Annotated in this window: 23 protein-coding genes and 1 pseudogene; 6 read left to right on the forward strand and 18 right to left on the reverse strand. The window is 52.1% G+C overall.

The genetic code is table 11. From position 1 onward, the window contains the following. Positions 1 to 95 precede the first annotated feature (95 nt). On the reverse strand, positions 96 to 986 hold the full coding sequence (locus WN53_RS25685) for an SIS domain-containing protein (RefSeq protein WP_024485141.1): 891 nt from the start codon (positions 984 to 986) through the stop codon (positions 96 to 98). Positions 987 to 1,380: 394 nt separating this feature from the next. Between WN53_RS25685 and WN53_RS25690 the strand changes: the two genes are divergently transcribed. From WN53_RS25690 to rpe, 3 genes are all read left to right on the forward strand, one after another. Further along, positions 1,381 to 2,985 carry a PTS transporter subunit EIIC gene (locus WN53_RS25690; protein WP_024485142.1) on the forward strand — a complete coding sequence of 535 codons (1,605 nt, stop codon included), beginning with the start codon at positions 1,381 to 1,383 and terminating at the stop codon, positions 2,983 to 2,985. 78 nt (positions 2,986 to 3,063) lie between these two features. Next, entirely contained in the window at positions 3,064 to 3,507 is a 444-nt protein-coding gene (gene rpiB, locus WN53_RS25695; protein ID WP_024485143.1) for a ribose 5-phosphate isomerase B, read from the forward strand. After that, positions 3,504 to 4,196, forward strand: a complete 693-nt coding sequence (gene rpe / locus WN53_RS25700; RefSeq protein WP_024485144.1) for a ribulose-phosphate 3-epimerase — start codon at positions 3,504 to 3,506, stop codon at positions 4,194 to 4,196. Before rpiB ends, rpe begins: the two co-directional genes overlap by 4 nt. Positions 4,197 to 4,722: 526 nt before the next feature. Here rpe and WN53_RS25705 read toward each other — a convergent pair. The 6 genes and pseudogenes from WN53_RS25705 to WN53_RS28760 form a co-directional block, all read right to left on the reverse strand. After that, positions 4,723 to 5,673 (reverse strand): annotated as a pseudogene (locus WN53_RS25705) (transketolase family protein); the annotation flags it as partial. Beyond that, positions 5,666 to 6,502: a transketolase gene (locus WN53_RS25710; protein ID WP_024485146.1), complete on the reverse strand. Its 837-nt coding sequence runs from the start codon at positions 6,500 to 6,502 to the stop codon at positions 5,666 to 5,668. The pseudogene WN53_RS25705 and the gene WN53_RS25710, both read right to left, overlap by 8 nt. Further along, positions 6,499 to 7,881, reverse strand: coding sequence for a PTS ascorbate transporter subunit IIC (locus tag WN53_RS25715; protein ID WP_024485147.1), 1,383 nt, complete (start codon positions 7,879 to 7,881; stop codon positions 6,499 to 6,501). The genes WN53_RS25710 and WN53_RS25715 overlap by 4 nt, the downstream gene beginning before the upstream one ends. Positions 7,882 to 7,904: 23 nt before the next feature. Next, positions 7,905 to 8,186 carry a PTS sugar transporter subunit IIB gene (locus WN53_RS25720; RefSeq protein WP_046808383.1) on the reverse strand — a complete coding sequence of 94 codons (282 nt, stop codon included), beginning with the start codon at positions 8,184 to 8,186 and terminating at the stop codon, positions 7,905 to 7,907. Positions 8,187 to 8,283: 97 nt separating this feature from the next. Then, positions 8,284 to 8,727, reverse strand: a complete 444-nt coding sequence (locus WN53_RS25725) for a PTS sugar transporter subunit IIA (protein WP_024485148.1) — start codon at positions 8,725 to 8,727, stop codon at positions 8,284 to 8,286. 25 nt (positions 8,728 to 8,752) lie between these two features. After that, on the reverse strand, positions 8,753 to 9,094 hold the full coding sequence (locus tag WN53_RS28760) for a hypothetical protein (protein WP_152526598.1): 342 nt from the start codon (positions 9,092 to 9,094) through the stop codon (positions 8,753 to 8,755). Between the two features lie 109 nt (positions 9,095 to 9,203). Between WN53_RS28760 and WN53_RS25730 the strand changes: the two genes are divergently transcribed. After that, positions 9,204 to 10,223, forward strand: coding sequence for a LacI family DNA-binding transcriptional regulator (locus tag WN53_RS25730; RefSeq protein WP_046808384.1), 1,020 nt, complete (start codon positions 9,204 to 9,206; stop codon positions 10,221 to 10,223). 57 nt (positions 10,224 to 10,280) lie between these two features. On the opposite strand, the gene WN53_RS25735 is transcribed toward WN53_RS25730, so the two are convergent. From WN53_RS25735 to WN53_RS25785, 11 genes are all read right to left on the reverse strand, one after another. Next, entirely contained in the window at positions 10,281 to 10,973 is a 693-nt protein-coding gene (locus WN53_RS25735) for an oligogalacturonate-specific porin KdgM family protein (RefSeq protein WP_046808385.1), read from the reverse strand. Between the two features lie 339 nt (positions 10,974 to 11,312). After that, complete coding sequence (locus tag WN53_RS25740) at positions 11,313 to 12,602, reverse strand: ABC transporter substrate-binding protein (protein ID WP_024485190.1); 1,290 nt, start codon at positions 12,600 to 12,602, stop codon at positions 11,313 to 11,315. 15 nt (positions 12,603 to 12,617) lie between these two features. Continuing rightward, positions 12,618 to 13,745, reverse strand: coding sequence for an ABC transporter ATP-binding protein (locus WN53_RS25745; protein WP_024485191.1), 1,128 nt, complete (start codon positions 13,743 to 13,745; stop codon positions 12,618 to 12,620). Positions 13,746 to 13,758: 13 nt separating this feature from the next. Continuing rightward, entirely contained in the window at positions 13,759 to 14,673 is a 915-nt protein-coding gene (locus tag WN53_RS25750) for a carbohydrate ABC transporter permease (RefSeq protein ID WP_024485192.1), read from the reverse strand. Further along, positions 14,666 to 15,556 carry a carbohydrate ABC transporter permease gene (locus WN53_RS25755; RefSeq protein WP_024485193.1) on the reverse strand — a complete coding sequence of 297 codons (891 nt, stop codon included), beginning with the start codon at positions 15,554 to 15,556 and terminating at the stop codon, positions 14,666 to 14,668. The genes WN53_RS25750 and WN53_RS25755 overlap by 8 nt, the downstream gene beginning before the upstream one ends. 675 nt (positions 15,557 to 16,231) lie before the next feature. Beyond that, on the reverse strand, positions 16,232 to 16,807 hold the full coding sequence (gene yfcD, locus WN53_RS25760; RefSeq protein ID WP_021178548.1) for an NUDIX hydrolase YfcD: 576 nt from the start codon (positions 16,805 to 16,807) through the stop codon (positions 16,232 to 16,234). Positions 16,808 to 16,938: 131 nt separating this feature from the next. Beyond that, the gene (gene yfcE / locus WN53_RS25765) at positions 16,939 to 17,490 is read right to left on the reverse strand and encodes a phosphodiesterase (protein ID WP_024485194.1); all 552 of its coding nucleotides are present in this window, start codon (positions 17,488 to 17,490) and stop codon (positions 16,939 to 16,941) included. 103 nt (positions 17,491 to 17,593) lie between these two features. Beyond that, positions 17,594 to 18,238: an RpiB/LacA/LacB family sugar-phosphate isomerase gene (locus tag WN53_RS25770; protein ID WP_021178550.1), complete on the reverse strand. Its 645-nt coding sequence runs from the start codon at positions 18,236 to 18,238 to the stop codon at positions 17,594 to 17,596. Between the two features lie 45 nt (positions 18,239 to 18,283). Next, positions 18,284 to 19,045: a 2-dehydro-3-deoxy-D-gluconate 5-dehydrogenase KduD gene (kduD, locus tag WN53_RS25775; protein WP_046808386.1), complete on the reverse strand. Its 762-nt coding sequence runs from the start codon at positions 19,043 to 19,045 to the stop codon at positions 18,284 to 18,286. Between the two features lie 373 nt (positions 19,046 to 19,418). Further along, the gene (locus WN53_RS25780) at positions 19,419 to 21,482 is read right to left on the reverse strand and encodes a right-handed parallel beta-helix repeat-containing protein (protein ID WP_024485196.1); all 2,064 of its coding nucleotides are present in this window, start codon (positions 21,480 to 21,482) and stop codon (positions 19,419 to 19,421) included. An 88-nt stretch (positions 21,483 to 21,570) separates the two neighbouring features. After that, positions 21,571 to 23,136, reverse strand: a complete 1,566-nt coding sequence (locus WN53_RS25785; RefSeq protein ID WP_024485197.1) for an MFS transporter — start codon at positions 23,134 to 23,136, stop codon at positions 21,571 to 21,573. Between the two features lie 431 nt (positions 23,137 to 23,567). On the opposite strand from WN53_RS25785, the gene WN53_RS25790 reads away from it, so the two are divergent. Then, on the forward strand, positions 23,568 to 24,734 hold the full coding sequence (locus tag WN53_RS25790) for an oligogalacturonate lyase family protein (protein WP_024485198.1): 1,167 nt from the start codon (positions 23,568 to 23,570) through the stop codon (positions 24,732 to 24,734). 146 nt (positions 24,735 to 24,880) lie between these two features. Further along, positions 24,881 to 25,204: a cupin domain-containing protein gene (locus WN53_RS25795; protein WP_021806015.1), complete on the forward strand. Its 324-nt coding sequence runs from the start codon at positions 24,881 to 24,883 to the stop codon at positions 25,202 to 25,204. The last annotated feature ends 367 nt before the right edge of the window (positions 25,205 to 25,571 follow it).

The raw sequence follows: 25,571 nt of genomic DNA on the forward strand, positions 1-25,571 counted from the left end.
GAGACAAAGGTGCCACTACGGCACCTTTAGCCTCTGGTAATACCCATAACGGCTCGGTGATCATCACCGGGCCGCTTTATTTTTGGCGTCACCAGCTAGCTTTTCTTGCCGTGTAACGGCTCCACTACCTGGATCCCCCGCTCCAACCGCTGCTTGTTCCCTTGATAATCCTGCAGCAAGATAGCAATAAACAGCGTATCCAGCAGGTTAAGTTGGATAATCCTCGCGACCGCATTCTGCCCCAGCAACGGCCCACTCATTGCCGGGCTGAAAATCGACAAATCCGCACACTGCGACAGCGGCGAGGCATTATCGTTGGTGATGCAAATCACCCTGGCCTGGCGCGCATTGGCTATCTCTACCGCTTTCAACAGTTCCCGTGTCTCCCCTGATTGAGAAATCACGATCACCACATCCTGTTCATCCAACTGGCTGGCCACCATCAACATCAAGTGGAAGTCGCTATAGCTATGGCTGATGATGCCGATGCGCAGCAGCTTGTGTTCAAAATCCAGACATACCGACGCCGAGCCGCCAACGCCCAAAATAACTACCCGCCGAGCACGATAAATCAGGCTGGCGGCCTGCCCAATCACCTGAGTGTCCGCGACCGACTGCGCTTCCTTAAGCACCTGGATGCTGTTGCTGAACACCTTATCCAGCACGGTATTCAAATTGTCATCGGCGGTGATCTCTTCCTCTTTCTCGTAGGGCAGGAAGTTGAAATAGCTCACCAACGCGCTACGCAGTTCGCGAAAACCGGAGTAACCAATTTTCTTGGCAACCTTGACGATCAAAGGTTCCGATACGTCGAGACACCCCGCCACTTCACGCAACCCGGTGTCTTTCGTGATGTTTCCTTTGGTGATCAACCACTCAACGATACTGCGCTCAGTCGGATTCAGCGAAGAGAGCGACATCTTGATTTTGGCACCGATGGCCAGTGCATTTTCGGTATCTGGTAACGCTTCACGCTGATTTGCCATTTATCCCCGCCGCAGCATTTGTCGATATTTGCCAGTAGTTTACCACAGTCCCTCAAGGAACATGAATCCCCACCCACGCTTTCACAGCAATAAATTCACAACCAACCTTCATATCGTAAAATTCTCGTTATCCTACAAAGATATCAGCATTAGCAACTTTCGTTTAACCCCGTTACCACTACCCGCCCCCACAACCCACCAATACTGACAAACGCCATTTATTCACAATAATATTCATTTTTGTGAAGTCGATCTCTTTAGGCTATTGCAATAGCGATAACTTCACACCAATAATGGATTGTGTGAAGTTAATAATATTCCGGTTCAGGATGAAGTTAGTTTGCTCCGGGCAAAAAACCACTAAGCGATACCAGATCTGATTTGAGGGAACACTATGAAATCGTCATTCTTCGGTATTCTTCAGCGTATAGGGCACTCTTTTATGCTGCCCATCGCCCTGCTCCCCGTCGCCGGGTTGCTGCTGGGCATTGGCGCATCATTCACCAACGCCACCACCATCGAATCTTATGGCCTGCAATCCCTGTTGGGTGACGGTACGGTACTTCACGCATTACTAACCGTAATGAAAAGTGCCGGTAGCGTCGTCTTTTCCAACCTGCCGATGCTGTTTGCCATCGGCGTAGCAATGGGAATGGCCACCAAGGAGAAACAGGTCGCCGCCATCTCCGGTGCCGTCGGTTTCTTTGCCATGCACGCCACCATCAACGCCATGCTACAACTGAACGGATTATTGGCCCCTGGAGCCTTGCCCAACGGATCGCTGGGCATGAGCGTGGGGATTAATTCACTACAAATGGGCGTATTCGGCGGGGTGCTGGTTGGCCTGGGCGTTGCCGCGCTGCACAACCGTTTCTACCGGATCGAGTTACCAGCAACGTTTTCATTCTTCGGCGGCACCCGATTTGTCCCTATCGTTACCGCGTTGACCTATGTGGGCGTGGGTATCCTGATGTTTTATATCTGGCCAACCATTCAGGACGGGATCATGCACCTCGGCGGGTTGGTCAACCGCGCAGGCTATGCCGGCACCTTTATCTACGGCTTTATCGAACGAGCGCTGATCCCGTTCGGCCTCCACCACGTGTTCTACATGCCATTCTGGCAAACCGGATTGGGCGGCACCGAAATTATTGACGGGATCTCAGTCTCTGGCGCGCAGAACATCTTCTTTGCCGAACTGGCCAGCCCGAACACCAAGGAGTTTTCGGTAGAAGCCACCCGTTTTATGGCCGGTAAATTCCCATTCTATCTGTTTGGCATCCCCGGGGCCGCCTTGGCTATCTACCACTGTGCCAAGCCCGAACACCGCAAACTGGTGCTAGGCCTGCTGCTGTCCGCCACGCTGACCGCCGTATTGACCGGGATCACCGAACCTATCGAGTTCTCATTCCTGTTCGCTGCCCCATTGCTGTATGTACTGCACTGCGTGCTGGCAGGTCTGTCGTTCATGCTGTGCCACATCTTCAACGTCGGCGTGGGGCAAACCTTCTCCGGCAGCCTGATCGACTTCGTGCTGTTCGGGGTGCTGCAAGGCAACGCCAAAAGTCATTGGGTCAATGCCATCCTGATCGGCATCCCCCTGTTCCCGATTTACTACTTCAGTTTCCGCTTCCTGATCCTGCGCTTCAATTTCAAAACGCCAGGACGTGAGGACGAAGGTCAGGAAACCAAACTCTATACCCGTAAAGACGTGGAGGCCGCCAAAGGCAGTGCTCCGCAAGCGCACGACCAGAAAACCGATCAGGTGTCCGAGCTGATTGTGGCGGGCCTCGGTGGCAAAGCCAACATCACTAATATCGACTGCTGTGCCACGCGGCTACGCATCACCGTCGCCGATGAAAATCTGGTTGACGATAACCTGCTGAAAAGCTCAGGAGCGCGAGGCGTGATCCGCAGAGGCCAAGGGATACAGGTGATTTATGGCCCACACGTCACGCTGATTAAGTCGAATCTGGAAGACTGCCTGCAAGGCGTTTAACTACTCAAATTACCCATTATCAATGCATTACTGTGAATTTATCGCTGCCAGCGCGGCAGCGATAACAGAGGATAAAAGATGAAAATTGCCATTGGCTGTGACCACGTAGGGATCATTTTAAAACCGACCATTATCGAGCACCTCAAGGCAAAAGGGATTAACGTGATCGATAAAGGTGCCCATGGGGAACAACGCACCGACTACCCGCTGTATGCCAAAGCCGTTGCCGATGCGGTGGTTTCGCAAGAGGCCGATCTTGGCATCCTAATCTGTGGTTCGGGTATCGGCATCTCGATTGCCGCCAACAAGGTCAACGGCATCCGCGCCGTGGTATGCAGCGAGCCTTACTCAGCCAAACTGTCCCGCCAGCACAATAACACCAATATTCTGGCCTTCGGCTCACGGGTCATCGGCGCCGAATTGGCGAAAATGATCGTCGACGAGTGGCTTAACGCCCGGTTCGAAGGAGATCGCCACCAGAAGCGTGTGGAAATGATTGCTGCACTGGAGACCCAACCATGAACAACGCATTCTGCCCTTCATTGATGTGCGTAGATTTCTCCCGCTTGGCCGAAGAGCTTGCCGAACTGGAAGCCGCTGGAGCAGCCATGTTCCATATCGATATCATGGACGGTCATTTTGTCCCCAATCTGGCGCTAGGGCCGGAAGATATCAAAGCTGTCGCCAAGCTGGCGAAGATCCCTTATGACGCCCATCTGATGATGAGCAACCCGGACGCGTATATCGACAAGTTTGCCGATCTGGGCTGCAATATTATCTATGTACACGCCGAAGCCCCAACGCATCTGCACCGTACCCTGAGCAATATCCGCCAGCGCGGCGTCAAAGCTGGCGTGGCGATCAATCCTGGTACACCCTTGAGCTGCCTGAGCGAAGTGCTTGATGTGGTTGATGTGGTTCTGGTGATGTCGGTCAATCCTGGCTTTGCTGGCCAGCCATTTATCCACCATGCCATCGATAAAACCCGGCGGTTGCGCCAGATGCTGAGAGAGCATCACAGCGCAGCAAAGATCGCCATTGATGGCGCTATCTCGCCTGACATCGTCAAAGCATTGGCCGCAGATGTGGATATGTTCATCCTGGGCACCGCCGGGTTGTTCCGCAAAGAGATGAACTATCAGCAAGCAATGCAGATATTGCAGGAGCAGGCTCGGTTGGGGGAACAAAACACCGAGCAATACACCGCCTGATGCCCTCACCCTAACCCTCTCCCACAGGGCGAGGGGACCGATCGAGTGGATCTGAAAATTCGGTGACACACTTTGGATAAGATGACGATCGGCCGGAGAAATAGGCCGATCGTCATGGCTAAAGGATATGAAAAGTGTTCACCATCTCCTTGAACACCTGTCTACCCTGTCCCCGGTCTATACACAGAGCGAGGGGACCGATCGAGTGGATCTGAAAATTCGGTGACACGCCTTGGATAAGGTGACGATCGGCCTGAGAAATAGGCCGATCGTCATGGCTAAAGGATATGAAAAAGTGTTCACCATGTCCTTGAACACCTGTCTACCCTGTCCCCGGTCTGTACAGGGAAAGTGTTGAAGCAAGTTTGCTGAGATGACCTATTTACTTCCAGCAGAGCACCCGCTATCAGCTCCCTTTTCCCTATCGGGTAGTTGGGGGCTAGTTTGCTGAGATGACCTATTTACTTCCAACAGAGCTCGGGCTATCAGCTCCCTCTCCCTGTGGGAGAGGGTTGGGGTGAGGGGTCAACAACTCATCCGCCGCCGCCACAATATGCGCCGCCGTCAGGCCATACTCCTGCTGCAAGAACTCCTGCGTGCCCACTTGCCCATAGCGGCCTTTCACCCCCACCCGCCGCATCGGTACCGGGCACTCTTCCACCAGCACCTCCGCTACCGCCGAACCAAGCCCGTTATGAATGCTGTGGTTCTCGCAGGTGACGATCCTGCCGGTTTTCGCCGCAAAGGTTTTGATGATTTCACGATCGATAGGCTTGAGCGTAAACATGTCTATCACCGCCGCGCTGATGCCACGCTTTTGCAGTTCCTGCGCCGCATGCAACGCTTCGGCGACCATAATGCCGTTGGCGATCAACGTAATATCGCTGCCGTCACGCAATAGATTAGCCTTGCCGATGGTGAAACGATAACCTGCGGGATAAATGCGTGTCGCCTGCTTACGAATGGTTCGTACCCAGTAGAAGCCTTGCAACTTCACCAGTTGCTGCAAAATATCCTGGAACATGGTGGCATCGGTCACCTCCAATACCACCGAATGCGCCAGGCCGCGCACGATCCCCATGTCTTCAAACGACATATGCGTGCCGCCGTTATGGCAGGCGCTAACCCCGGCATCGGAAGCGATCACCTTGACGTTGTTGCGCTGATAGTCCAACGACATAAACAGCTGATCGAAACAGCGGCGGCTGGCAAAAGCGGTGAAGGTGTGGACAAATGGCACTCGTCCGGTCAGTGATAAACCGGCGGCCACGCCAATCACATTGGCCTCCATGATACCGCAGTTGATGACCCGCTCAGGGTGATCCTTATGTACGCCATCCATAGCCATCGAACTCATCAGATCTGCTTCCAGTGCAATCACCGGCGTATCGGCTTCGGCCTGTTGGCGGATCACGCTGGCGTACACCTTGCGCATTTCTACGGCGTCTTTTTCCAACGGCATTTCCTGGTTAAACATGGGCGGCCTCCAATTCGGCAATGGCCTTTTCGATTTCGCTACGAACATCTGGCGTTAAACGCAGATGATGTGAGTTTTTCAGGTTCTCCAGATACGCCACGCCCTGCCCCTTGAGGCTATCGAGGATCACCACCAATGGCCGTTGCTCTCCACTGCGCTCCGGCAATACGGCATCACGGATCGCCGCAATGTCATCCCCACGAACGGTCTGTACCTCAAAACCAAAGGCGCGGAATTTACCGGCCAGATCGAAGGGTTTGATCACCTCATCCAGCGTGCCGTCCAGCTGCTGTTTGTTGTAATCAATAAACAGCGTCAGATTATGCAGATTGTGGTGGGCGATAAACTGGAACGCTTCCCAACATTGGCCTTCGTTCAGTTCACCATCCCCCAGGATGCAGAATACCCGGTTGCTGCGCTTTGCCAGTTGGTGTGAAAGCGCCATACCGGCAGCGATAGAGACCCCTTGCCCAAGCGATCCGGTGGTGGCATCCACCCCACGGGTTAGCAAGCGATCTGGGTGGCTCGGCAACCGGGTGCCATTCTGGTTGAGCGTTTGCAACTGCTCCAACGGGAAATAGCCCTTAAGCGCCAGCACGCTATACAGCGCCGGACCAGCATGGCCTTTCGACAGCACGAAATAATCGCGCTCTGGCCAATCCGGGTCACCCGGATCGATACGCATCACTTCGCCGTATAACACCGCCAGCGTTTCAACCACCGACATACAGCCGCCGTAATGGCCAAACCCCAGCCCAGTGAGTGCCTTCAGCGTTTCCAGACGGATCGCCCCGGCCAATTTCGTCAAATCAGTCACGGTGTTGCTCATGAACTTTCCTCCTTATTTCTGGCTGGGGCATCTTTGCGTTTCCCCAAGAAGTTATGCGCGACCAGCAGGCCAAAGATGGCAACAATCGCGACCATGATCATTTCTTTGGTCAGGAAGCGCGCCATATTGCCCAACACGATCCCCACTACGCCGAAGTCCGTATCGGAGAAGGTAGTGTTGGCAAAACCCAGCGCGCCCAGTACCGGTAACAACAGCACCGGCAGGAAGGTAATCAACAGGCCGTTGGCAAATGCCCCCAGCATGGCACCGCGCCGCCCGCCGGTCGCATTGCCGAACACCCCGGCAGTGGCCCCGGTGAAGAAGTGCGGCACCACGCCCGGTAGGATCAGCACCATCTTCATTTGGCCGAGCAAGAACAGACCGGCCAGGCCACCCAGGAAGCTGAACAGGAAACCAATCAACACCGCATTCGGGGCATAGGGATAGACCACCGGGCAGTCCAGCGCCGGGCGGGCATTAGGGACCAGTTTTTCCGAGAAGCCGGTAAAGGCCGGGACGATCTCGGCCAGGATCAGACGCACCCCTTGCAGAATGATGAATACCCCGGCGGCAAAAGTGATCGCCTGAATAATCGAGTACACCAGGTAGTTCTGCCCGCCACTCAATTGGCTTTCGACGTAATCCTGGCCCGCGCAGATAGCCAGGATCAGGTAGATCACGATCATGGTCATCGAGATGGAAATCGAGCTGTCACGCAGGAAGCTGAGGTTTTTAGGTAAGTTCATCTCCTCGGTGGAACGCGAGTTTTTCCCCACCTTGGAACCGAGCCAGCCGGAAAGGACATAGCCCAAGGTGCCGAAATGGCCAAAGGCAATGTCGTCGTTGCCAGTAATGCGGCGCATATAGCGCTGGGCAATCGCCGGGAAGAACGCCATCACCAATCCCAGAGTCAGCGCTCCGGTGAACACCAGCTGTACGCCCTCAAAACCGGCCACGGTAAGGATGATGCCGATCATACAGGCCATGTAGAAGGTGTGGTGCCCGGTCAGGAAGATGTATTTCAAGCGGGTAAAGCGGGCCACGATGATGTTGGCCACCATGCCAAACGCCATAATCAGCGCGGTGGAAGCCCCGTATTTCTCTAGTGAGATAGAAACAATGGCTTCGTTATTGGGAATAATTCCCTGAATATTGAACGCATGCTCAAACATGCCGCCCAATGGATTCAGTGAGCCGACTAATACCGTCGCCCCACCGCCCAACACAATAAAGCCCAGAATGGTTTTAACCGTACCTTTGACCACGTCAGAAAAAGATTTCTTTTGTGCCAATAGACCAATCAAGGCAATCACCCCGACCAATACCGCCGGGACCTTTAATATATCAACCACAAACCTGAGCGTTTCCTGGATAAACATATCCACCTCGCCAATGGGTTAGATTAAATAATGGAGTGTGCTGTGAAGTAAGCATGCAGTTTGGTTTCAAGCTCATTAATATCAATGATATTGCTGATCACCACTAACTGGTCGGCTGGCACACTGGCGCTAGCAGCAATATCTTTCGCCATCACGAAGATATCTGCCGCGCCCGGCGTTGCCGAGGAAAGATCGGAATGTTCAACCTCCGCCTCAATATTCATTTTTTTCAGCACTTTCTTGATGTTCATTTCCACCATAAAACTGCTGCCCAATCCTGAGCCACAAATAGCCATGATTTTCATTATTCTTACCTGCCAAATTTTATGTGTAGGATAGCGTCACCCGATATCTATCGGATGCTGAGTATTATCAAAAGCTGCGGGTATAACCGGTTAGAGATTAATAATTGGCGATAACTTCCTCAATTTGCCGTTTGGTTTGCGCCAGGAACAGTTTCTCCATGGCTTCGCTATCAGAAAATAACTCGCCCAGCTGCGAGATCATTTCAATGTGGCTACTGCTATCTGGAGCGGAAAGCATCACCACGATGAAGACCGGATCGTTATCTTCGGACTGAAAATGCACGCCCTGATTGATCTTTAACAGTGAAAGACCAAGCGCTTTGGCGCCCTCCTCCGGCCTGGCATGGGGCATCGCGATACCGGGTGCCAACACGTAATAGGGCCCCAGCGCCTGATGTTGCTGAAATATGGCCGTCAGGTAATCGGCGGTGATCACACCACGCTGCAGTAGCGGCTGAGCACTCAGCGTGACCGCCTCCTGCCAGTCGGTAACCTGATCGCACAGTTGAATGTGGTCGGCGTTCAACCAGTCGTTGAGCACATCTCCTCCTTATGGGGTTTTTCCCTTAAACCGCCAGAGTTTCCGAACCGAAACGGGACGAAATCTGTTGGCTATGGATCGTTTGATGGCACGTAGCCGTCATGGAAAAGCCCGGCGACGGTAAAACTTTAATCAACGTGCAGGGGTTAAACTGTGACTTATCGCACAAAGATAGCGCTACCAAAAATCCATCATCCAGATCTGTGATAGCGCTATCAAAACTATCGGGGATGAAACCCGGCGGCTCAGTTTTTTTATCGATCGCCAAAGGAACGGGGTAGAATGGGCGCAGAAGCGGGAATGTTGAACCCATTGCAGCTAGGCGACAAGCTTGAAAGACGACGGGTGGTATAGATGGGCGCAGCATGCAGCGCCCCTACGTTGTGAGCCCGGAGAGGGTTTGTCAGCAGTCTCAGATGGACTTCACCCCATGAGCTCATTTATGCGTTATGCGCGCATTTCAGTCAGGATCAGCAATGTCGATCGGTAGAAAACGACGCAGTACCGGCCGGGTTACCCTGGCCGACGTAGCCCAATTGGCAGGCGTGGGCACCATGACCGTCTCGCGGGCGCTACGCACGCCGGAACAGGTTTCAGATAAGCTGAGAGAAAAAATTGAGTCGGCGGTCAGTGAGTTAGGTTATCTCCCCAACCTGGCGGCCAGTTCGTTAGCCTCGGCGTCTTCTTATACCATCGCCATGGTGGTGCCGAGTTTTTCCGAGTCCGGCTGTGCGGATATGTTTGCAGGGTTACAGCGGGTACTGCAACCGGCGGGTTACCAGATCATGCTAGCCGAGTCCCAACATCATATCGAGCGTGAAGAAACGTTGCTGGAAACCCTGCTCTCTTACAACCTGGCTGCGGCGGTGCTGTTAAGCATTGAGCATTCTGAAAATACCCGTCAGGCATTAACCGCAGCCAATATTCCGGTAGTGGAAATTGGAGCAATCCGCACCGACCCGATCGACATCAATATCGGCATCGATTATGTCGCCGCCATGTATCAGCTCACTCAAACCGTGATTGCCAGCGGGTATCAGAATGTTGGCCTGCTGTGCGCCAATCAGGAACAGTGGATTTTCCAACAGCATCTGCAAGGCTGGCACAAAGCGCTACTGCAAAACCACATGTCCCCTCATCGGGTGATTAATGCCGCACAACCCGCCAGCTTCAGCCTCGGCGCCCAGCAATTGCCGGAGTTTTTACTGGCTTGGCCAGAGTTGGATGCCTTGGTCTGTGCGTCTGATGAACTGGCCTGTGGCGCACTGTATGAATGCCAGCGGCGGCGGATCAAGGTGCCGGAGCAGTTGGCTATCGTGGGGTTTGGCAACAGCGAGGTCAGCCAGGTCTGCCAGCCACCGCTGACGACCATGACCGTGCCGCATAAGGAGATTGGTATTCAGGCAGGCAAGGCATTGTTAGCGCGTTTGAACGATCAGCCCTGGCAGCCCGAAGGGTCGATCCCTTCAACCTTGTGTCGTCGTAGCAGCTGTTAATCGCGATAATACCGGGAACCCGCAGAAAAGACGGCGTTCCCGGTAACTCAACTACACTTACCAGCTATAGTTTATCCCAACACGGTAGCGCGTCTGGCGGTTATCGTGTTGGCTATCTTGCTTCACGTTCCCCACTTCAACATAAGGCTTCCAGTTTTTATCCCACTTGTAAGCCAGCTTGACGTTATGTTCGTAATCGGTTTTGCCGTCATCAAAAATAACCTTGTTGCTGCTCTTATACACGTAGTTATATTCGGCCGACCAGTCTTTGTAGAAGTTATAACCTAACCAAAAATCGCCACGGTTGGTTTTCTCATCCCCCTCTGATCCTTTTGAGGTGGTGCGCTTATATTCGTAGCGATATCTGCCCGCCACATAAATGTCTTTGGTAAAGTTATACTGCGCACGCAGATAAGGACGATAACCGTTATTATTACTATTGGACTCTAGCGAGAACCCAGGCTGCAGGGTGATCGCATCAAATTTATGCTGATAGCTGACGACGGCTTCTGTGCCATTACTGACCTGCTCGTGGAAAGGTTTATCAGGCGTCGAGTCTGAAGAGTCCTGACGCCATTTTGCTTCCAGAGAGAATCCCAGCCCGTTGTCAAAACGATGAGAGACCAACATACGATCTTTATGGTCGCCTTTGCCAGTATCCTGCCATTCATGGCGCAAATCAAGCGACATGGCCATTGCACTAAAGTTTGCTACAGAGGCTAACACCAGAGTCAATAATTTAAATTTCATTATTACTACCCTTATCATTTAATTATAGAAAAGACATCCCCGCTCTAATTAAGGGGGTTATAGTGTTTTTTGAAATACTTATTACTCAAAAACGGAAATAGCGAACATATAACTTAAAACAAACTTTATCTTTTTTGATGAATAAAGATTACCCAACATAAATAGCCGTTTGTAATACCGCGCCACCTTAAGCCTCTGACAGATGGGTGCTATGCAGGTTAGCCGACCGTTGAGCGCATGGATGCGCGATACGAGCCCCCAGGGACGGGTTCACGGCGTGTCGGCGTTCTGCATAGCTCCCAGTTGTATCACTATGACCAACAGCTATTTAAATAAGCCTTATCTCATGGCGCGTTTCAGAATACGGTCGCCCTGGCGCTGGAAATCTGCCGCCACTTCCTGCACCGTTTTCTTACCATAATCGATATTCTGAATGGCATCCTGGAACAGCACTACGATCTGCGGGTCGTCAAAATACGGTGAAGCGCTGATGGCATGCGGCAGTGACAACGCCAGTTTCAACCCGGAAACCGCCGGATCGCTATCCTGGATCGCTCCACTTTCGCGCAACTGGCTGACGGCCACTTTGCTTAACGGTACGCCACGCTCCAGCTTCAGCGCCTCAACGCCTTCCTTGCTGTTTAACAGGAAGTTAATCAACATTGCCGCTTCTTTTGGATGCTTGCTGCTTTTACCAATCGAGAACATTTGCGACGGTTTGAAGAACAATCCGGCATCCTTGGCCCCAGGCAACATCGGGTATGGCCCCAGTTCAAGCTTGGCCGGTGCCTTCAGGTTGTCGGAATATTTGTTGATGGTGGAGTTCCACATATAGGTTCCACCCCATTCCCCCGCAATCCAGGGTTTCATCTCATACATATTGCTTTTGCCGAACGAGGCATAGTATTTCGATGACGGCATGACGTGGCTATCCACCATGTCTTTATACATCTGGAAGAAATCGACCCATTGCGCTTCGGTGTAAGCAAACTTTTTCTTTGACTCGTCGATAATATCGACGTTATGTTTCTGGATCATATACGAGCGTAACAACGCAAAAGTATCCTGGTGCTCCAACACCACCGGATAATATTTGTCGCCCAGTTTTTCGTTGAAGGTTTTACCGGCGGCGAGCAATTCATCCCAATTATTGGGATATTGCACGCCCGCGTCTTTCCAGGTGACATCGTTATAATAGAAAACGCGTGCGGTCACTGAGATCGGGATGCCGTTCAGCTTGCCGTCAATAGTGGTGGTTTGCAGCTCTTTGGGATCAAACTGAGTCAGATCCAGATACTCACTCACCTTGTTCAGGTCATAGAATCCGGTGCCAGTTTTTGAAAAGATCGGCAGCCAGTTCCAGTTGGTTTGCATCACGTCCGGCTCGGTGCCCCCGGCGATTTGGGTGGTCAGGCGTGAAAGGTGACCGTCCCAGCCGGTATATTCCGATTTCACCTTGATATTCGGGTTCTGCTTCTCGAATGCTTCAATCGCTTTCAACGTAACCTGATGGCGGCCATTGCCTCCCCACCAGGACATACGTAAGTCAACCTGTTCCGCGGCAAAGGCCTGATGGGCAAATATCGCCATGGACGAGGCTACCAGAGTACGTAAGACTATTTTTTTCATTATTGACCACTCCTGTTAAAGAGAAATATTCTTTTCTGTTTTCGCATCAAAAATGTGGCATTTATCCATATCGAATTTGAAGTAAACCGGACGATGCAGCCCATTTTTCAGGATCGGTTTGACGTCATCGGAAGGAATACGGCAGGTCAGTTCAAAATCATTCACCTTCAGGTAAACAAAGAACTCATGGCCCATATTCTCGACGCGGACCAATTCCCCTTCGGAGTGGTTGCCCTCAAACGGCGACTCTGAAATCGACACAAACTCGGGCCGCACGCCAAAGAACACGTCCTGCCCGACAAAGCTGGCGACCTTATCCTGCTGATGCTGGCTGAGGGTCAAGGTGTAGTTACCGACGGTAAGGCCGATTTTGCCGTCCTTCTCTACCAGTTTGCTCGGCTTGATGTTCATTTCTGGCGCCCCGATAAAGCCGGCGACAAACATGTTTTTCGGGTAGTGGTACAGGTTGTCTGGCGTATCCACCTGCATGATATGGCCCAGCTTCATCACGCAGATACGGTCGCCCATGGTCATGGCTTCGGTCTGATCGTGGGTAACATAGACGGTGGTCGCCGGTTTGCCGCTCTTTTTCAGCTGCTTGTGCAAATCGGAAATACGGATACGCATCGAAGCACGCAGCTTGGCATCCAGGTTAGACAACGGTTCATCGAACAGGAACACGTCTGGTTTTTTCACAATTGCGCGGCCCACGGCCACACGCTGCGCCTGCCCACCAGAGAGTTGGCGTGGCAAACGATCCAACAGCTCTTCCAGCTCCAGGATCTTGGCGGCTTCGTTGACCTGCTCTTCAATCTGCTCTTTAGGCAGCTTGCTCAGCTTCAAACCAAACGCCAGGTTATCTTTTACCGTCATATGCGGATACAGCGCATAGTTCTGGAACACCATGGCAATACCACGGGATTTAGGGGCCAGGTTATTCACCACGCGGTCGCCAATGCGCACTTCACCGCCGCTAATGGTTTCCAGCCCTGCCAGCATCCGCAGCGTGGTCGATTTGGCACAGCCGGAAGGGCCGACAATCACCATAAACTCGCCATCGGCAATGGTCAGATTGATGCCATGTACCGCCTTATAACCGTTGCTGTACACTTTCTGCAGATTGTTAAAAATGACTTCAGCCATGATAGATCCTCAATTAACCTTTAATTCCGCTGCTGGTAACGCCCTGCACAAAGTAGCGTTGGGCCAGGAAGAACACGATGATGGACGGCAGAATAGAGATGCTTGCCATAGCCAGGATTTCGTTCCACGGCGCACCTTCTGTCACGTCGATAGACATTTTCAACGCCAGCGCAATCGGGTACTTATCGACGCTGTAGACGTAGATCAACGGGCCAATAAAGTCATTCATCGACCACATAAACTGGAACAGAGCGACGGAGATAATCGCCGGTTTCAGGATCGGCACCACCACATACCACAGCACCTGGAACGAGTTGCAACCATCAATCTGGGCCGCCTCTTCCATATCCCGTGGTACACCGCGCAGGAACTGGATCAACATAAAGACGAAGAACCCTTGGGTCGCAAATGCCAACGGCAAATAGAGCGGCAGATAGCTGTCCAGCATGCCCATTTCACGGAACATGATGTATTGCGGGATCAGTAACACCGTGCTCGGCAGCAACATGGTGGTGATCAGCGTGGCAAACCAGAATTTCTTCCACGGGATCTCAAAGCGGGCAAAACCGTAGGCCACAATGGTCGAAGAGATAATGGTTAATAACACCTTGGGGATCACAAATTTAAAGGTGTTAAGCATGTAATGACCAAAGTTATATTCCGTGCCGGTTTTCCAACCGTTAACGAAACCGTCCGAGGTCGCATTATCTGGCCACAGGCCTAGGGTGGTGAAGATCTCCTGGTTGGGTTTAAACGAGGCTGAGAACATCCACACCAGCGGATAAAGCATCAACAATCCCACCAGCAGCAGCACGACGTAACGAATAGCGGCGCTGATTTTTTCCCGGCGCAATGTGCGCTGAACTTCACGCTCAGCGATTTCCTGCGCACTGGACATGGGTAATTGGTTCTGTTGCATGTCAGCCATTTTTGCCACCCTTGTCTGCCGAGTAGAAGACCCAATACTTCGATGATTTAAAGGCGATTGAGGCGAACAGGGCCACAACCAGGAACAGGATCCACGCCAATGCGGCACCGTAACCCATATCAAAATATTTAAAGGCGGTATCGTAGATATACAGTGAGAACAGATAGGTGTAATGGGTTGGCCCGCCCCCGGTAATGACATACGGGGCAGTAAACTCTTGGAACGCCTGCGTGGTCTGCATAATAAAGTTGAAGAAAATCACCGGCGTGATCAGCGGTACCGTGACCTTCATAAACATCTGCCACTTGGAAGCACCATCAATCATGGCCGCTTCATATTGTGACTGTGGCACGTTTTGCAGCGCCGCCAGGAAGATCACCATCGCAGAGCCGAACTGCCATACACGCAGCAACGTAACCGACATTAATGCCAGAGAAGGCTCGCCCAACCAGTTGATCGGATCCATCCCAAAGACACCGATAAAGCTGTTTAGCAGCCCGTCGATGGCAAACAGAGCACGCCACAACACGGCGATAGCCACGCTGCTGCCCAGGATAGAAGGAACGTAATACGCCGTACGGAAAAAGCCGATGCCGCGCAGTTTAAAATTAAGGACAAAAGCGATACCTAACGCAAATGCCAATTTTAACGGGATGGTCAGAAACACATATGCAAAGGTGACGCCCATCGATTTCCAAAAAAGATGGTCTTCCATCAGCATATAACGATAGTTTTCCACCCCGTTAAACACCGGGGGATTCATCAGGTCATATTCCGTAAAGCTCAGCAAGAATGATGACACAAAGGGGAACGCCGTAAATATGATCAACCCTATTATATAAGGTGATATATAGGCTAACCCCAGCATTCTGTTTTCATTCATGGTTGTTACCCATAGCCATTTAAATAGAAAAAGAAATGAAATTAGTTAAGTAAAATTTAAGTAAGATTAAACAATAGAAATGAAAAGCCGGGCAGTCTGCCCAGGTTCAGCATCCCCCCCGTAGTGATAAATCAATAAATTTTTTCAGGCGTTCGCTGGCCAATCTCAGCCAGTGATCAGCGGCCAATGCTCGCGTTGTCACTATGCTGTCGGGTTGCTTGCTACAGAAGGCTAAGTCCATTTTTCGGTCTCCCAGATGATTCCGACATCTACCAACCAACAAACTGAAACACTATTTCAAATTATTATATCTGAAATTTTTCCAACGTCATTCAGTGGATGGCAAAAGTGTGACCAAAGTAGAAACGTTGTTTTGATTTTTTTGTTTAAAAACAAAAATTATCAAAACCAAACCAAAAATGACATGTAATGTCATGATAAATAAATATATTTTTTCTATGCGCATTTGTAGCGCCAAGGATAGAAATTTTGATGAGGTGGGTTAACTAATTGTAGGTAGATGAAATCAGCTGATTTGGGCCGAGAGGGAAAGTATGAATGCCGTCATTGATGGTAACATTTGTGATTTCAGATGGTTGGCAAGTGGGGAGGGTCTAATTGGGGAGAAGAATAGACGGCCTTGCTACTCTATGAGCAGCAAGGCCGTGCGTTAAATCAGGCGTCTTCCTCGCCAGAGCTGGCTCTGCTTTCGCGCGGCAGCGGCTTACCGTAGTCCTGGCCGTTATTACGCGTTAGCCACAGCGATAATGCCTTCAGCGAATCGGGGGTGAACTCGTCGCAGCGGGCGGTGATCTCCTCTGGCGTCAACCAGCTCACTTCAGCCACTTCTTCTTCCTGCAGAGCGAACGGGCCATTGGCGACGCAGCTAAACAACGCCCCCCAAATACGGCACTGTTCCTCTTCAAAGTAGAACAGGCCATGTTCGGCAAACGGGATCCCGGCGATACCCAGCTCTTCTTCCGCCTCACGGCGGGCAGAGTCCAACACGTTTTCCCCGCTTTGTACCACTCCCCCTGCGGTGGCATCCATCCAACCCGGGTAAAAATCTTTGGTGTCAGTGCGCCGCTGCACCAAAATTTTCCCCATGCCATCATGCACCACAATATAGGTCGCACGATGACGCAGCCGTTGGGCACGCATCTGTTGACGACTGGACTGAGCAATCACTTCGTTTTGCTCGTTGACGATATCAACCCACTCGGTATCTGCAGCCTGATCCTGTTCCGCCATCCTGTAAAACCTTCTTTTTTGGGCGCGATGCATGCCGCGCACGGGTTATGCTTCAATTATTTTTGGTATGTGCCCCTGCTCTGCCAAGCCACAACCATGGCTGCCACTTTCAAGCTATCGGGACTATAAAATTAGTGCGTTAACGCCACCTCTGCAACAACCTTGCCGTTGTGCAACTCGAGCACGCTCAAGACGTCGTCTGTCAGTATGCCATAGCTGGCAGGAAAACCCCCTTTCGGGATGCTGACCGAGCCTGGATTAAAACAGTAGATCTCCCCTTGCCTTTGTGCCTGGGGCAAATGCGTATGGCCATACACCAGCACGTCTCCGCCCGTTAAAGGCGGTAATGTGTTGGGATGATAAAGGTGCCCGTGGGTTAAAAACAATCGTCTTTTGGCTAATAGCACCTGCTGGTAAGGGGCCATCATCGGGAAGGTGAGCAGCATCTGATCGACTTCACTGTCGCAATTACCGCGAACGGCAACGATTTTGTCACTAACGTGATTCAATCGTTCGGCTACCTGCGCGGGCTGATAGTTATCTGGCAAGGCGTTGCGCGGGCCGTGATTGAGCAAATCACCCAACAGTATCAACCAGTCAGCCTGGCTTTGAGCAAACAGTTCGAGGATTTTGTCGGTGGCGGAGAGTGAACCATGCAGGTCCGAGGCGAACATCAGCTTCATAATCTTTCCTTTAATACGGAATATGAAACCATTTTAACGTAGCTGGGTTAGACAACAAGCGGTGGGGAAAACAGGTGGCCGATATTCGGCCACCTGAAGAACATCAGGCGCGGGCCAGCAGTTCTTTGACAAACGCCACAATCTCCGGCTTTTTGCCGTTGGAGAACAGGCATTCCTGGAAGCGAGGGCCGCTAACGGCGGTCTTCACCAGCTCTGGATCGATGGCACGCAGCGTATCAAGGTAGTTGTCTTTGATCACCGCCTGCTTAACCTGATTGAGGATACCGGCGTTACGAACCTGAGGTTCCTTACGCTCTACCGGATAACCTTCACCTTTACGCCCGGTAAAGGCCTTCTCAAAGATATAGCGCACGTTCAACTCTGCACCCCAGCCAAAACCTTTGGCAAACGGCAGGGACAGCGCATTACCGTTGTTGATCTGAGCGAACAGGAAAGCATCCGCAGGATCGATACAGTAACCGCACACTACGCCAGGATGGATGTTAAGTGACATCAAGGCGCCCTGCCCGGTACCGCAGCCAGTGACCACAAAGTCGACCGCTTCGGCGTTCAACAGAATGCTGGCCATAATCCCTAAGTGGATATAGGTCAGATGGTGATCCTGCTCATCGCTCATACCCACGTTGAACACCGCATCATGATTGCCAGCCGCAACCGCCTGCAATTGTTCGAGAACCAGCGCATTTTTACCCGCCTGGCTGTTTTCCATCATCAGTGCAATATTCATCTTTCGCTCTCCGCAAATAAAATCAATCGGTTATTCTTTGTCTAGTTAGCGAGCCAACCAGCCGCCATCTACCGCTACGGTGTAGCCATTGATGTAATCCGAAGCCGGTGAAGCCAGGAATACCACCGGCCCCATCAGATCTTCTGGCAGGCCCCAACGGCCAGCCGGGATACGCTCGAGGATTTCCTCGCTGCGAGCCTGATCGTCGCGCAGTTGGCGAGTATTGTTCGTCGCCATATAGCCTGGAGCCAACGCGTTCACGTTGATACCGTGGCTGGCCCATTCGTTGGCCAACAGACGGGTAACACCCATCACAGCGCTCTTGGACGCGGTGTAAGACGGCACACGGATGCCCCCTTGGTAAGACAGCATGGAGGCGATATTAATGATCTTGCCGCCGGTGCCTTGGGCAATAAACTGACGGGCCACCGCCTGAGACATGAAGAACACCGTCTTGATGTTCAGGTTCATCACGTCATCCCAATCTTTTTCGCTAAACTGCAGCGCATCCTGGCGGCGAATGATGCCGGCGTTATTGACCAGAATATCGATATGACCGAATTCGGCCACCGCGCGCTCCAGCAGCTCAGGCAGCACTTCCAGCTTGCTCAGGTCGGCTTTCAGGCTCAGGAAACGACGCCCCAGTGCGGTGACTTTGGCAATGGTTTCGTCCGGCTCAACCACGTTAACGCCAACGATATCACAACCCGCTTGAGCCAGCCCTATGGCCATCCCCTGTCCCAGCCCGGTGTCACAACCGGTCACAATCGCCACTTTACCCTGCAATGAAAAATTATCGAGAATCATGCTCTTGTCCTTAGTACTCAGGGCATCAGCGGCCCTTGTCAAAAGTGGGGATAGCGTTGCAATCCCGCCAGTGTCCGCAGCTTGCTGCCATACAGGGGGAACGATATTGCCCGCCCCTGTCATCATGATGGCGCAAGTCTAACGCTTATCCCCGACGCAATCAATAAAATTGAAACAATGTTTTATTTTATGTGAAAGTAATTTTTGATTGTGTGATGTATGCCGTTTTCACCGGGGCAAAAACGGCATAACCGGTGGGTTTATCTAAATCGGTATCGCATGCAGCTTACCGGGCGCAGTACAGTTCGGGCGCAGCATACAGGCCGAGCGCAGCATACAGGTCGGGCGCAGCATGCGGCGCCCCTACGGAGTCTCATTTCACTGCTGAGAACATGAAAGCATTGTTGTCGGCAATGTTCCCCACCACCGCATCGGCATATTCTCCCGGCTTGCTACGCAACGAGACGTTGCCGCTGAATACGCCCTGCTTATCCTGCGTGGTATAGGGGCCCGGGCGGAAAATGTAGTTAAACCTCTGGTTATCAATCGCCATATTGTTGGTGACTTGCAGGGCGCCAGGGTTGAAGTTATCGGTAAACCCATCCATGCCGTTTTCAATGGCGAGGCTGTTAGTCACCTGATGGGCCACTGGTAACCCTTCTCCCCCCAGTTTGAAACCATTATTGACATTGCGCAGTGCGACGCTGTTCTCAATGATCACCTTACCGTTCGGGCCATCCTCGATCTTGTTAAACAGATCAAAGCCGTCATCCACGTTGTCATGCGAGAAGCAGGCGACCAGCCGATTTCCCTCACCCACACGCATTTTGACGGCAAAGCCATCCGCATTGATCAGGCCTGGGTCCTTGTTGGCGTATGATTCGGAATGGCTGATCAAGTTGTGGCTGGCCCACAATGGCCGATCGGCGTTGGCCGGGGAGGAAATGACAATCCCGGTATCATCCGCATGGTGTGCCACCACCCGGTCAAGGTGGTTATGGCTGCCCGCGATATGTAGGCTTTTTTCCGTTACCGTGATGCCCTGAATATCCCAATAGCTGGCTTCCAGCTCCATCCCGCGCAGCACCACACCCTCCCCAAGCGGCCGGAGCTTTTTGGCATGCGTGGCGGTGCCACTGGCTACGGCTGGTATGACAGCCAAGGGGTAATCTCCCGCTGCCAGCCAAAGCGTGCCACCCGGCGTTAAGGATTGCACGGCGGTGGCAAAATCCAGCGGATGCTGCTGGCTGCCATCATTTTCGGCTTTGCCCTGTGGCGCAGCATACAGATTAGCGGCGTCGGCATAACGCGCTTTGCGCACTAGCAACTTGTCATTCTGAGCGTTGCCTTTTGCCGTGGTGAAACGGTAATCCAGCGCAGTTTCCGCCTTCTTCAGCGCAACCTTCACCGCCAGCATCTCTCCGGCCTGTACCTTACGCTCTGCGGCAATGACCACGCCGTCCTGGCTTAGCGACAGAGTGCCACTCTCATTGCTGCGTAGTTGGAATACGTAATCATCCGTGGCGGATATTGGCGCAGAACCGATCTCGATCTGCAGCGGCATTGCTTTAACCGCAAACTCTTGTGCCGCCGGAAGCTGGCTTTCGCTGAGCGTCAGGCTGGCCTGGTTGACGGTAATGCGTGCGTTACGTGATGCAAAGAAGCCCACGTAGTAACCTTCAGGATCCAACTTGGTGACGCGGTGCGGATCGTTGGTGGTTTTACTGACCCAGTTGTCGCTGCCCAGCGGGGCATAGGCTGCGGTAAACCCCTGATCCGTACGAGCCAAACGCAGCCGGAAGGTTGGCGTTTTCTGCAGATCGACCTCAGGTTGATAACCCTCACGTTTGATCTCGACGCCCGCGTTACCCCAGGAATTGAGCACGCCGTTGCGGGAAATCAGCGTCATTTTGACCCGCTGATGGTCTTTTTTATCCTGCGTCATGATGGCATTCATCACCATATTGGATGCCGCCGGAAACTCCTCATAACCCTGCTGGACCTTTTCCAACCTTGGTTTGCCGAGGATATCGCGGATCAGCAATCCCGCCCCCTCCTGCCCGGCGGGCAGAGCCATATTTTCCGGGCCAAACTGATCGACCGTCACTTCCGCCTCCAGAACCACATTGGCATTGGCGGGAACGCGCGTGTAGTAGAAGGTCAGGCCATCATGGCTATTGCCGATTTTGCCCCCCCGGCTTTCGACGTGGAACGGCATTTTCAGCGGCCCGGCCTGCATCGGCTTGCCATTGGCCATCGTCACCTGATTGGTGCCCACTTTTTCCGGCAGCACGTTGGTGGCAAAGTTGACATCCGTTGACTGGCCGAAAGCGATGGCCTGCCAAACCAGTTCATTAGCGGCAGGCAGCGGTGCGGCGACACCGTGATGACACACGCTGGCCAGAGCAATTAATAACGACAGAGGTACGATCTTCATTTCCCTTTCCTTGTTTTTAATAGGTAGGGATCCCCCCGCCGTGTTGGCGAGAAGATCCTATTACTGGGTTTTGGGGAGATCTGGCCCGTTAGGCCGGTTTATACACAGGGGTAGCGACTTCAGGGGTGATGTTCATCTTCTGGCAGATCTTGCTGTTGCCCCAGCATTGTTCGTAGGGCAGCCCTACCAGCTTCTCAATCACCAGACGAACTTCGGGTTTGATATCGCCGATCTTGCCGCCAGCCTTGATGCGGGCCACTTCGTATAGCACCACCTGATGGGTCTGGCGGTTAAGCGTCATCTGGCTGCTGAAGACAATCGCCATCAGCGCCAACAAGATCACGCCAGCAAAGAACACCCAGGAGATCGCAGTAATGGCAGTTTCCGGCTGAGTGTGAGACTTGGACTGGAAGCCGTAGTAACTGAGGATCGCCCCCATGGTGAAGACGATTATCGAACGCATAATCTTGCCGGAGAAGGTCATCGCCCCAGCATAGATCCCTTCGCGACGGCGGCCGGTAAAGACTTCGTCTACGTCCGCCAGGAAGGTATACACCGTCCAGGGAATGTAATACACGCCGCCGGTGCCCAGGCCGAAGATTACGGTGATACCAATGATGGCAGCAGTGGCAATATGCGCAGGCAGGTTAAAGAAGTGCAGCAGGGAGTAGCAACAGACCGCAAACATCACGATACCGAGCGCCCAGGAATAAGGTTTACTGAAGCCTTTTTTCACGCACAGGCCAATAAAGATGGCGGTCGATATCAACTGTAAGATGGCATTCAGGCTGTTCAATCCGGCCAGAATGGCGGGATCGTATTGCAGCACGAAGATCACGAAATAGGTGAATACCGAGGCAAACAGCCATTCCGCACCGAAGCCGAACAGATACATACCCAGATGCTTGCGAAATACCCGCAGGTAGAAAGTCGATTGCATATCCCGCGCCAATGAAGCCAACGTTTTGAGCAGCGATTTCTTATGCTTAACCTCCGCTATTGCTTCATCCTTGCGCTCCCAGGAGAACAGATACAGCACAGTGATGGCAATAAACAGGATCACGCCGTAGGTGATGCCGGTATACAGAAAGGGCTGAGCCGACTCTTTACCGTAGAGCAGAATAAATTGCCCTGGGATAAACGCCGCCAGGAAGTTGGCCATCTTGCCAAAAATCGCTTTATAGCCGGTCAGCTTGGAGCGCATGGCAAAATCATCGGTCATTTCGGTCGCCAGCGTCTCGTAAGGCACCATCACCGAGGTATAAATCAGTTCGAAAATGACGTAGGTGGCGAGGTAGTACCAAAAACCGAAACCCTCAACCCACAGCAGCGGGTAAAAGACCATCAGTGGCGCGCCAATCAGCAAGAAGAAACGCCGCCGACCAAAGCGCTTACCGAGCCAGGTATTGCCAAAGTTATCAGTCAGATAACCCATCACCGGGTTACTGATAGCATCGATGACGCTCGCAACCGAGAAGATAAATGACGCCTCCAACAGCGTCAGCCCACAAAACGTGGTGTAAAAATAGAGCAGCCAGGCACCGCTGATCGCCAGCGCACCGCTGCCCAAGAGGTTACCCCCGCCATAAGCCAGCTGATGCCCTAGCCTGACCGTTCTTCCCTTACCCAGAGCGTTAATACCATTAGTTGTCATCGTTTCTTCTCGCAAACAAAAATAATGAACTGCAATTTCATTTTTACAGGAATAACGTTTTATACTTTTAGGCGAGTTATAATGTTGTGATGAAAGTCACATAAAAAATAAGGGGATCTCATTTAGCCCGCTTTAAAACGCGGGCAGCATCTGGCCGCAGTCCCCGCATCAGGGATTGCCCATACGTGATCTTTCTATAATGGCGAGCATGCAACGGCGTCATGCTGGTTGGCTATGAGCAAAACCGCGATCTGCTATCAATTGGGCAAAGCGCAACGATTTATGCGATGTAGCTCTCATAAATCACCCGTTCGGGTTGGCCTAATCCGTCACTTTGATATCATTTTTCTAAATTTATGAAACAATGTTTTATTTAATTAAGGGATCGCCTGAACAGCGGCGGTTTATCGATAAGGTTAAGGGAGGCCATCGTGGCTAAAGGTTCAATCCACCAGTTCAATTTCCATCGTACAACCGATGCCGGTACCGGCGCACAACTCACCCGCCTGACACCGCCTGAAGTGCTGTGCCACCGCAACTACTTCTACCAGAAATGTTTCACCAACGACGGCAGTAAGCTGTTGTTTGCTGGCGAATTTGACGGTAACCGCAACTATTACCTGTTGGATCTGCAACTGCAACAAGCGGTGCAGTTGACCGAAGGCCCGGGCGATAATACCTTCGGCGGTTTTTTATCCCCGGACGATCGTTTCCTGTATTACGTGAAGAATGAGCGTGAGTTGCGCCGGGTAGAGCTGAGCAACTGCAATGAACAAACCGTGTATCGCGTGCCTGAAGAGTGGGTTGGCTACGGCACCTGGGTTGCCAACAGTGAATGCACCAGCCTGGTGGGCATCGAAATCGATCGTGAAGATTGGCAACCTCTGACCGACTGGAAAATTTTCCACAGCTTCTTCACCAAAAACCCGCATTGCCGCCTACTGCGTGTCGATTTGGCCAGCGGTGAATCACGTGTGATCTATGAGGATCGCCTCTGGTTAGGCCACCCAATCTATCGCCCATACCATAGCGATTGCGTCGCCTTCTGCCACGAAGGGCCACACGATCTGGTTGATGCCCGCATGTGGCTGATCAACGAAGACGGCAGCAATATGCGTAAGGTAAAAACTCATGCCCCAGGCGAGAGCTGTACGCATGAATTCTGGGTGCCGGATGGTTCAGCCCTGATGTACGTCTCTTATTTGAAAGGCCAGCAAGAGCGCAACATCTGCCGTTACGATCCACAAACCGGGCAGGACGAAATCGTGATGACCATGCCAGCCTGTTCGCACCTGATGAGCAACTACGACGGCAGCCTGTTAGTGGGTGACGGTTCGGCTACGCCAGTCGATATCAAGGATTCTCAAGGCTACACCATTGAGAACGACCCGTGGCTTTACGTGTTCGATGCCAAACAAAAACGTCAGGCACGCCTAGCCGCGCATAACAGCTCATGGCGCGTGCTGAATGGCGACCGTCAGGTAACGCATCCGCACCCATCCTTTACCCCGGACAACCGGCAAGTGCTCTTCACCTCAGATTTTGAGGGTGAACCTGCGCTGTATCTAGCCCGCTTGCCGGAAGATCTCTTTGCTTGATGGCGCTGGCAGCCCCTACAGGCTCAAACCGTAGGGGCGCTGCATGCTACGCCCGTATTGATAATCAGTGGGTTAGCCCAGAACAATTCAGCATCATTGCGACTTTGTCAGCAATCTGCACGAGTCTATTTTATTGAGGAACAGCCATGTTTATCTACAAACAGGATTGTGCGTTAGAAGATTTAGGGAACGGCGTGACACGCCGCATTCTCGCCCATGGCGGCACCATGATGGCGGTGGAGGTCAACTTTAGCCAAGGTGCTGTCGGCCCGTTGCATAGCCACCCGCACGAACAACTGACCTACGTACTTTCCGGCCGCTTCAGCTTTACCATCGATGGCGTCACCAAGGAAGTGGCTGCCGGAGATACCTTGTACAAAAAGCCCGACGTGGTACATGGCTGCGTCTGCCTGGAGGCCGGAACCTTACTGGATACCTTCACTCCACAGCGTGAAGATTTCTTGAAGTAACCTCATGTGCTCCCGGCCATCATACCGGGAGCATTTGGCACCCAATAAGCTGTAGCAACTCCCCCCTCTCCTCTTGCGTAAAATTACCCTGTTCCCCTTGCCTACCCCTATCAATATGCCTGCCGCCAAACCGACCACAGACGAGAAATATCAATAATTCATATTTCAAATAATTAAATTTAAATACATACACACTGTGAATACATACGAGTAATTATCAGTTATTGACCAGCAAGTTAAGGGACAGTTCTTATCTTTTGATTTTATTGAAATAATTGGTAACTTATCGATAAAATCAATTGTTTTTATCATATCGATCTATTTTATTGATCATTAAAAACAACTCTGCTATCCTATGTAATATAAA

The organism is Serratia fonticola (assembly GCF_001006005.1).
Classification (GTDB): Bacteria; Pseudomonadota; Gammaproteobacteria; order Enterobacterales; family Enterobacteriaceae; genus Chania; species Chania fonticola.

Excerpts from the sequence above, each read along its gene's own strand:
- WN53_RS25685 (WP_024485141.1), bottom strand. The coding sequence starts at position 986 with ATGGCAAATCAGCGTGAAGCGTTACCAGATACCGAAAATGCACTGGCC.
- WN53_RS25750 (WP_024485192.1), bottom strand. The coding sequence starts at position 14,673 with ATGGCTGACATGCAACAGAACCAATTACCCATGTCCAGTGCGCAGGAA.
- WN53_RS28760 (WP_152526598.1), bottom strand. The coding sequence starts at position 9,094 with ATGCTGCGCCCATCTATACCACCCGTCGTCTTTCAAGCTTGTCGCCTA.
- WN53_RS25745 (WP_024485191.1), bottom strand. The coding sequence starts at position 13,745 with ATGGCTGAAGTCATTTTTAACAATCTGCAGAAAGTGTACAGCAACGGT.
- WN53_RS25720 (WP_046808383.1), bottom strand. The coding sequence starts at position 8,186 with ATGAAAATCATGGCTATTTGTGGCTCAGGATTGGGCAGCAGTTTTATG.
- WN53_RS25735 (WP_046808385.1), bottom strand. The coding sequence starts at position 10,973 with ATGAAATTTAAATTATTGACTCTGGTGTTAGCCTCTGTAGCAAACTTT.
- WN53_RS25730 (WP_046808384.1), top strand. The coding sequence starts at position 9,204 with ATGTCGATCGGTAGAAAACGACGCAGTACCGGCCGGGTTACCCTGGCC.
- WN53_RS25715 (WP_024485147.1), bottom strand. The coding sequence starts at position 7,881 with ATGTTTATCCAGGAAACGCTCAGGTTTGTGGTTGATATATTAAAGGTC.
- yfcD (WP_021178548.1), bottom strand. The coding sequence starts at position 16,807 with ATGGCGGAACAGGATCAGGCTGCAGATACCGAGTGGGTTGATATCGTC.
- WN53_RS25740 (WP_024485190.1), bottom strand. The coding sequence starts at position 12,602 with ATGAAAAAAATAGTCTTACGTACTCTGGTAGCCTCGTCCATGGCGATA.
- rpiB (WP_024485143.1), top strand. The coding sequence starts at position 3,064 with ATGAAAATTGCCATTGGCTGTGACCACGTAGGGATCATTTTAAAACCG.
- WN53_RS25785 (WP_024485197.1), bottom strand. The coding sequence starts at position 23,136 with ATGACAACTAATGGTATTAACGCTCTGGGTAAGGGAAGAACGGTCAGG.
- WN53_RS25755 (WP_024485193.1), bottom strand. The coding sequence starts at position 15,556 with ATGAATGAAAACAGAATGCTGGGGTTAGCCTATATATCACCTTATATA.
- rpe (WP_024485144.1), top strand. The coding sequence starts at position 3,504 with ATGAACAACGCATTCTGCCCTTCATTGATGTGCGTAGATTTCTCCCGC.
- WN53_RS25770 (WP_021178550.1), bottom strand. The coding sequence starts at position 18,238 with ATGAATATTGCACTGATGATGGAAAACAGCCAGGCGGGTAAAAATGCG.
- WN53_RS25690 (WP_024485142.1), top strand. The coding sequence starts at position 1,381 with ATGAAATCGTCATTCTTCGGTATTCTTCAGCGTATAGGGCACTCTTTT.
- yfcE (WP_024485194.1), bottom strand. The coding sequence starts at position 17,490 with ATGAAGCTGATGTTCGCCTCGGACCTGCATGGTTCACTCTCCGCCACC.
- WN53_RS25710 (WP_024485146.1), bottom strand. The coding sequence starts at position 6,502 with ATGAGCAACACCGTGACTGATTTGACGAAATTGGCCGGGGCGATCCGT.
- kduD (WP_046808386.1), bottom strand. The coding sequence starts at position 19,045 with ATGATTCTCGATAATTTTTCATTGCAGGGTAAAGTGGCGATTGTGACC.
- WN53_RS25795 (WP_021806015.1), top strand. The coding sequence starts at position 24,881 with ATGTTTATCTACAAACAGGATTGTGCGTTAGAAGATTTAGGGAACGGC.
- WN53_RS25780 (WP_024485196.1), bottom strand. The coding sequence starts at position 21,482 with ATGAAGATCGTACCTCTGTCGTTATTAATTGCTCTGGCCAGCGTGTGT.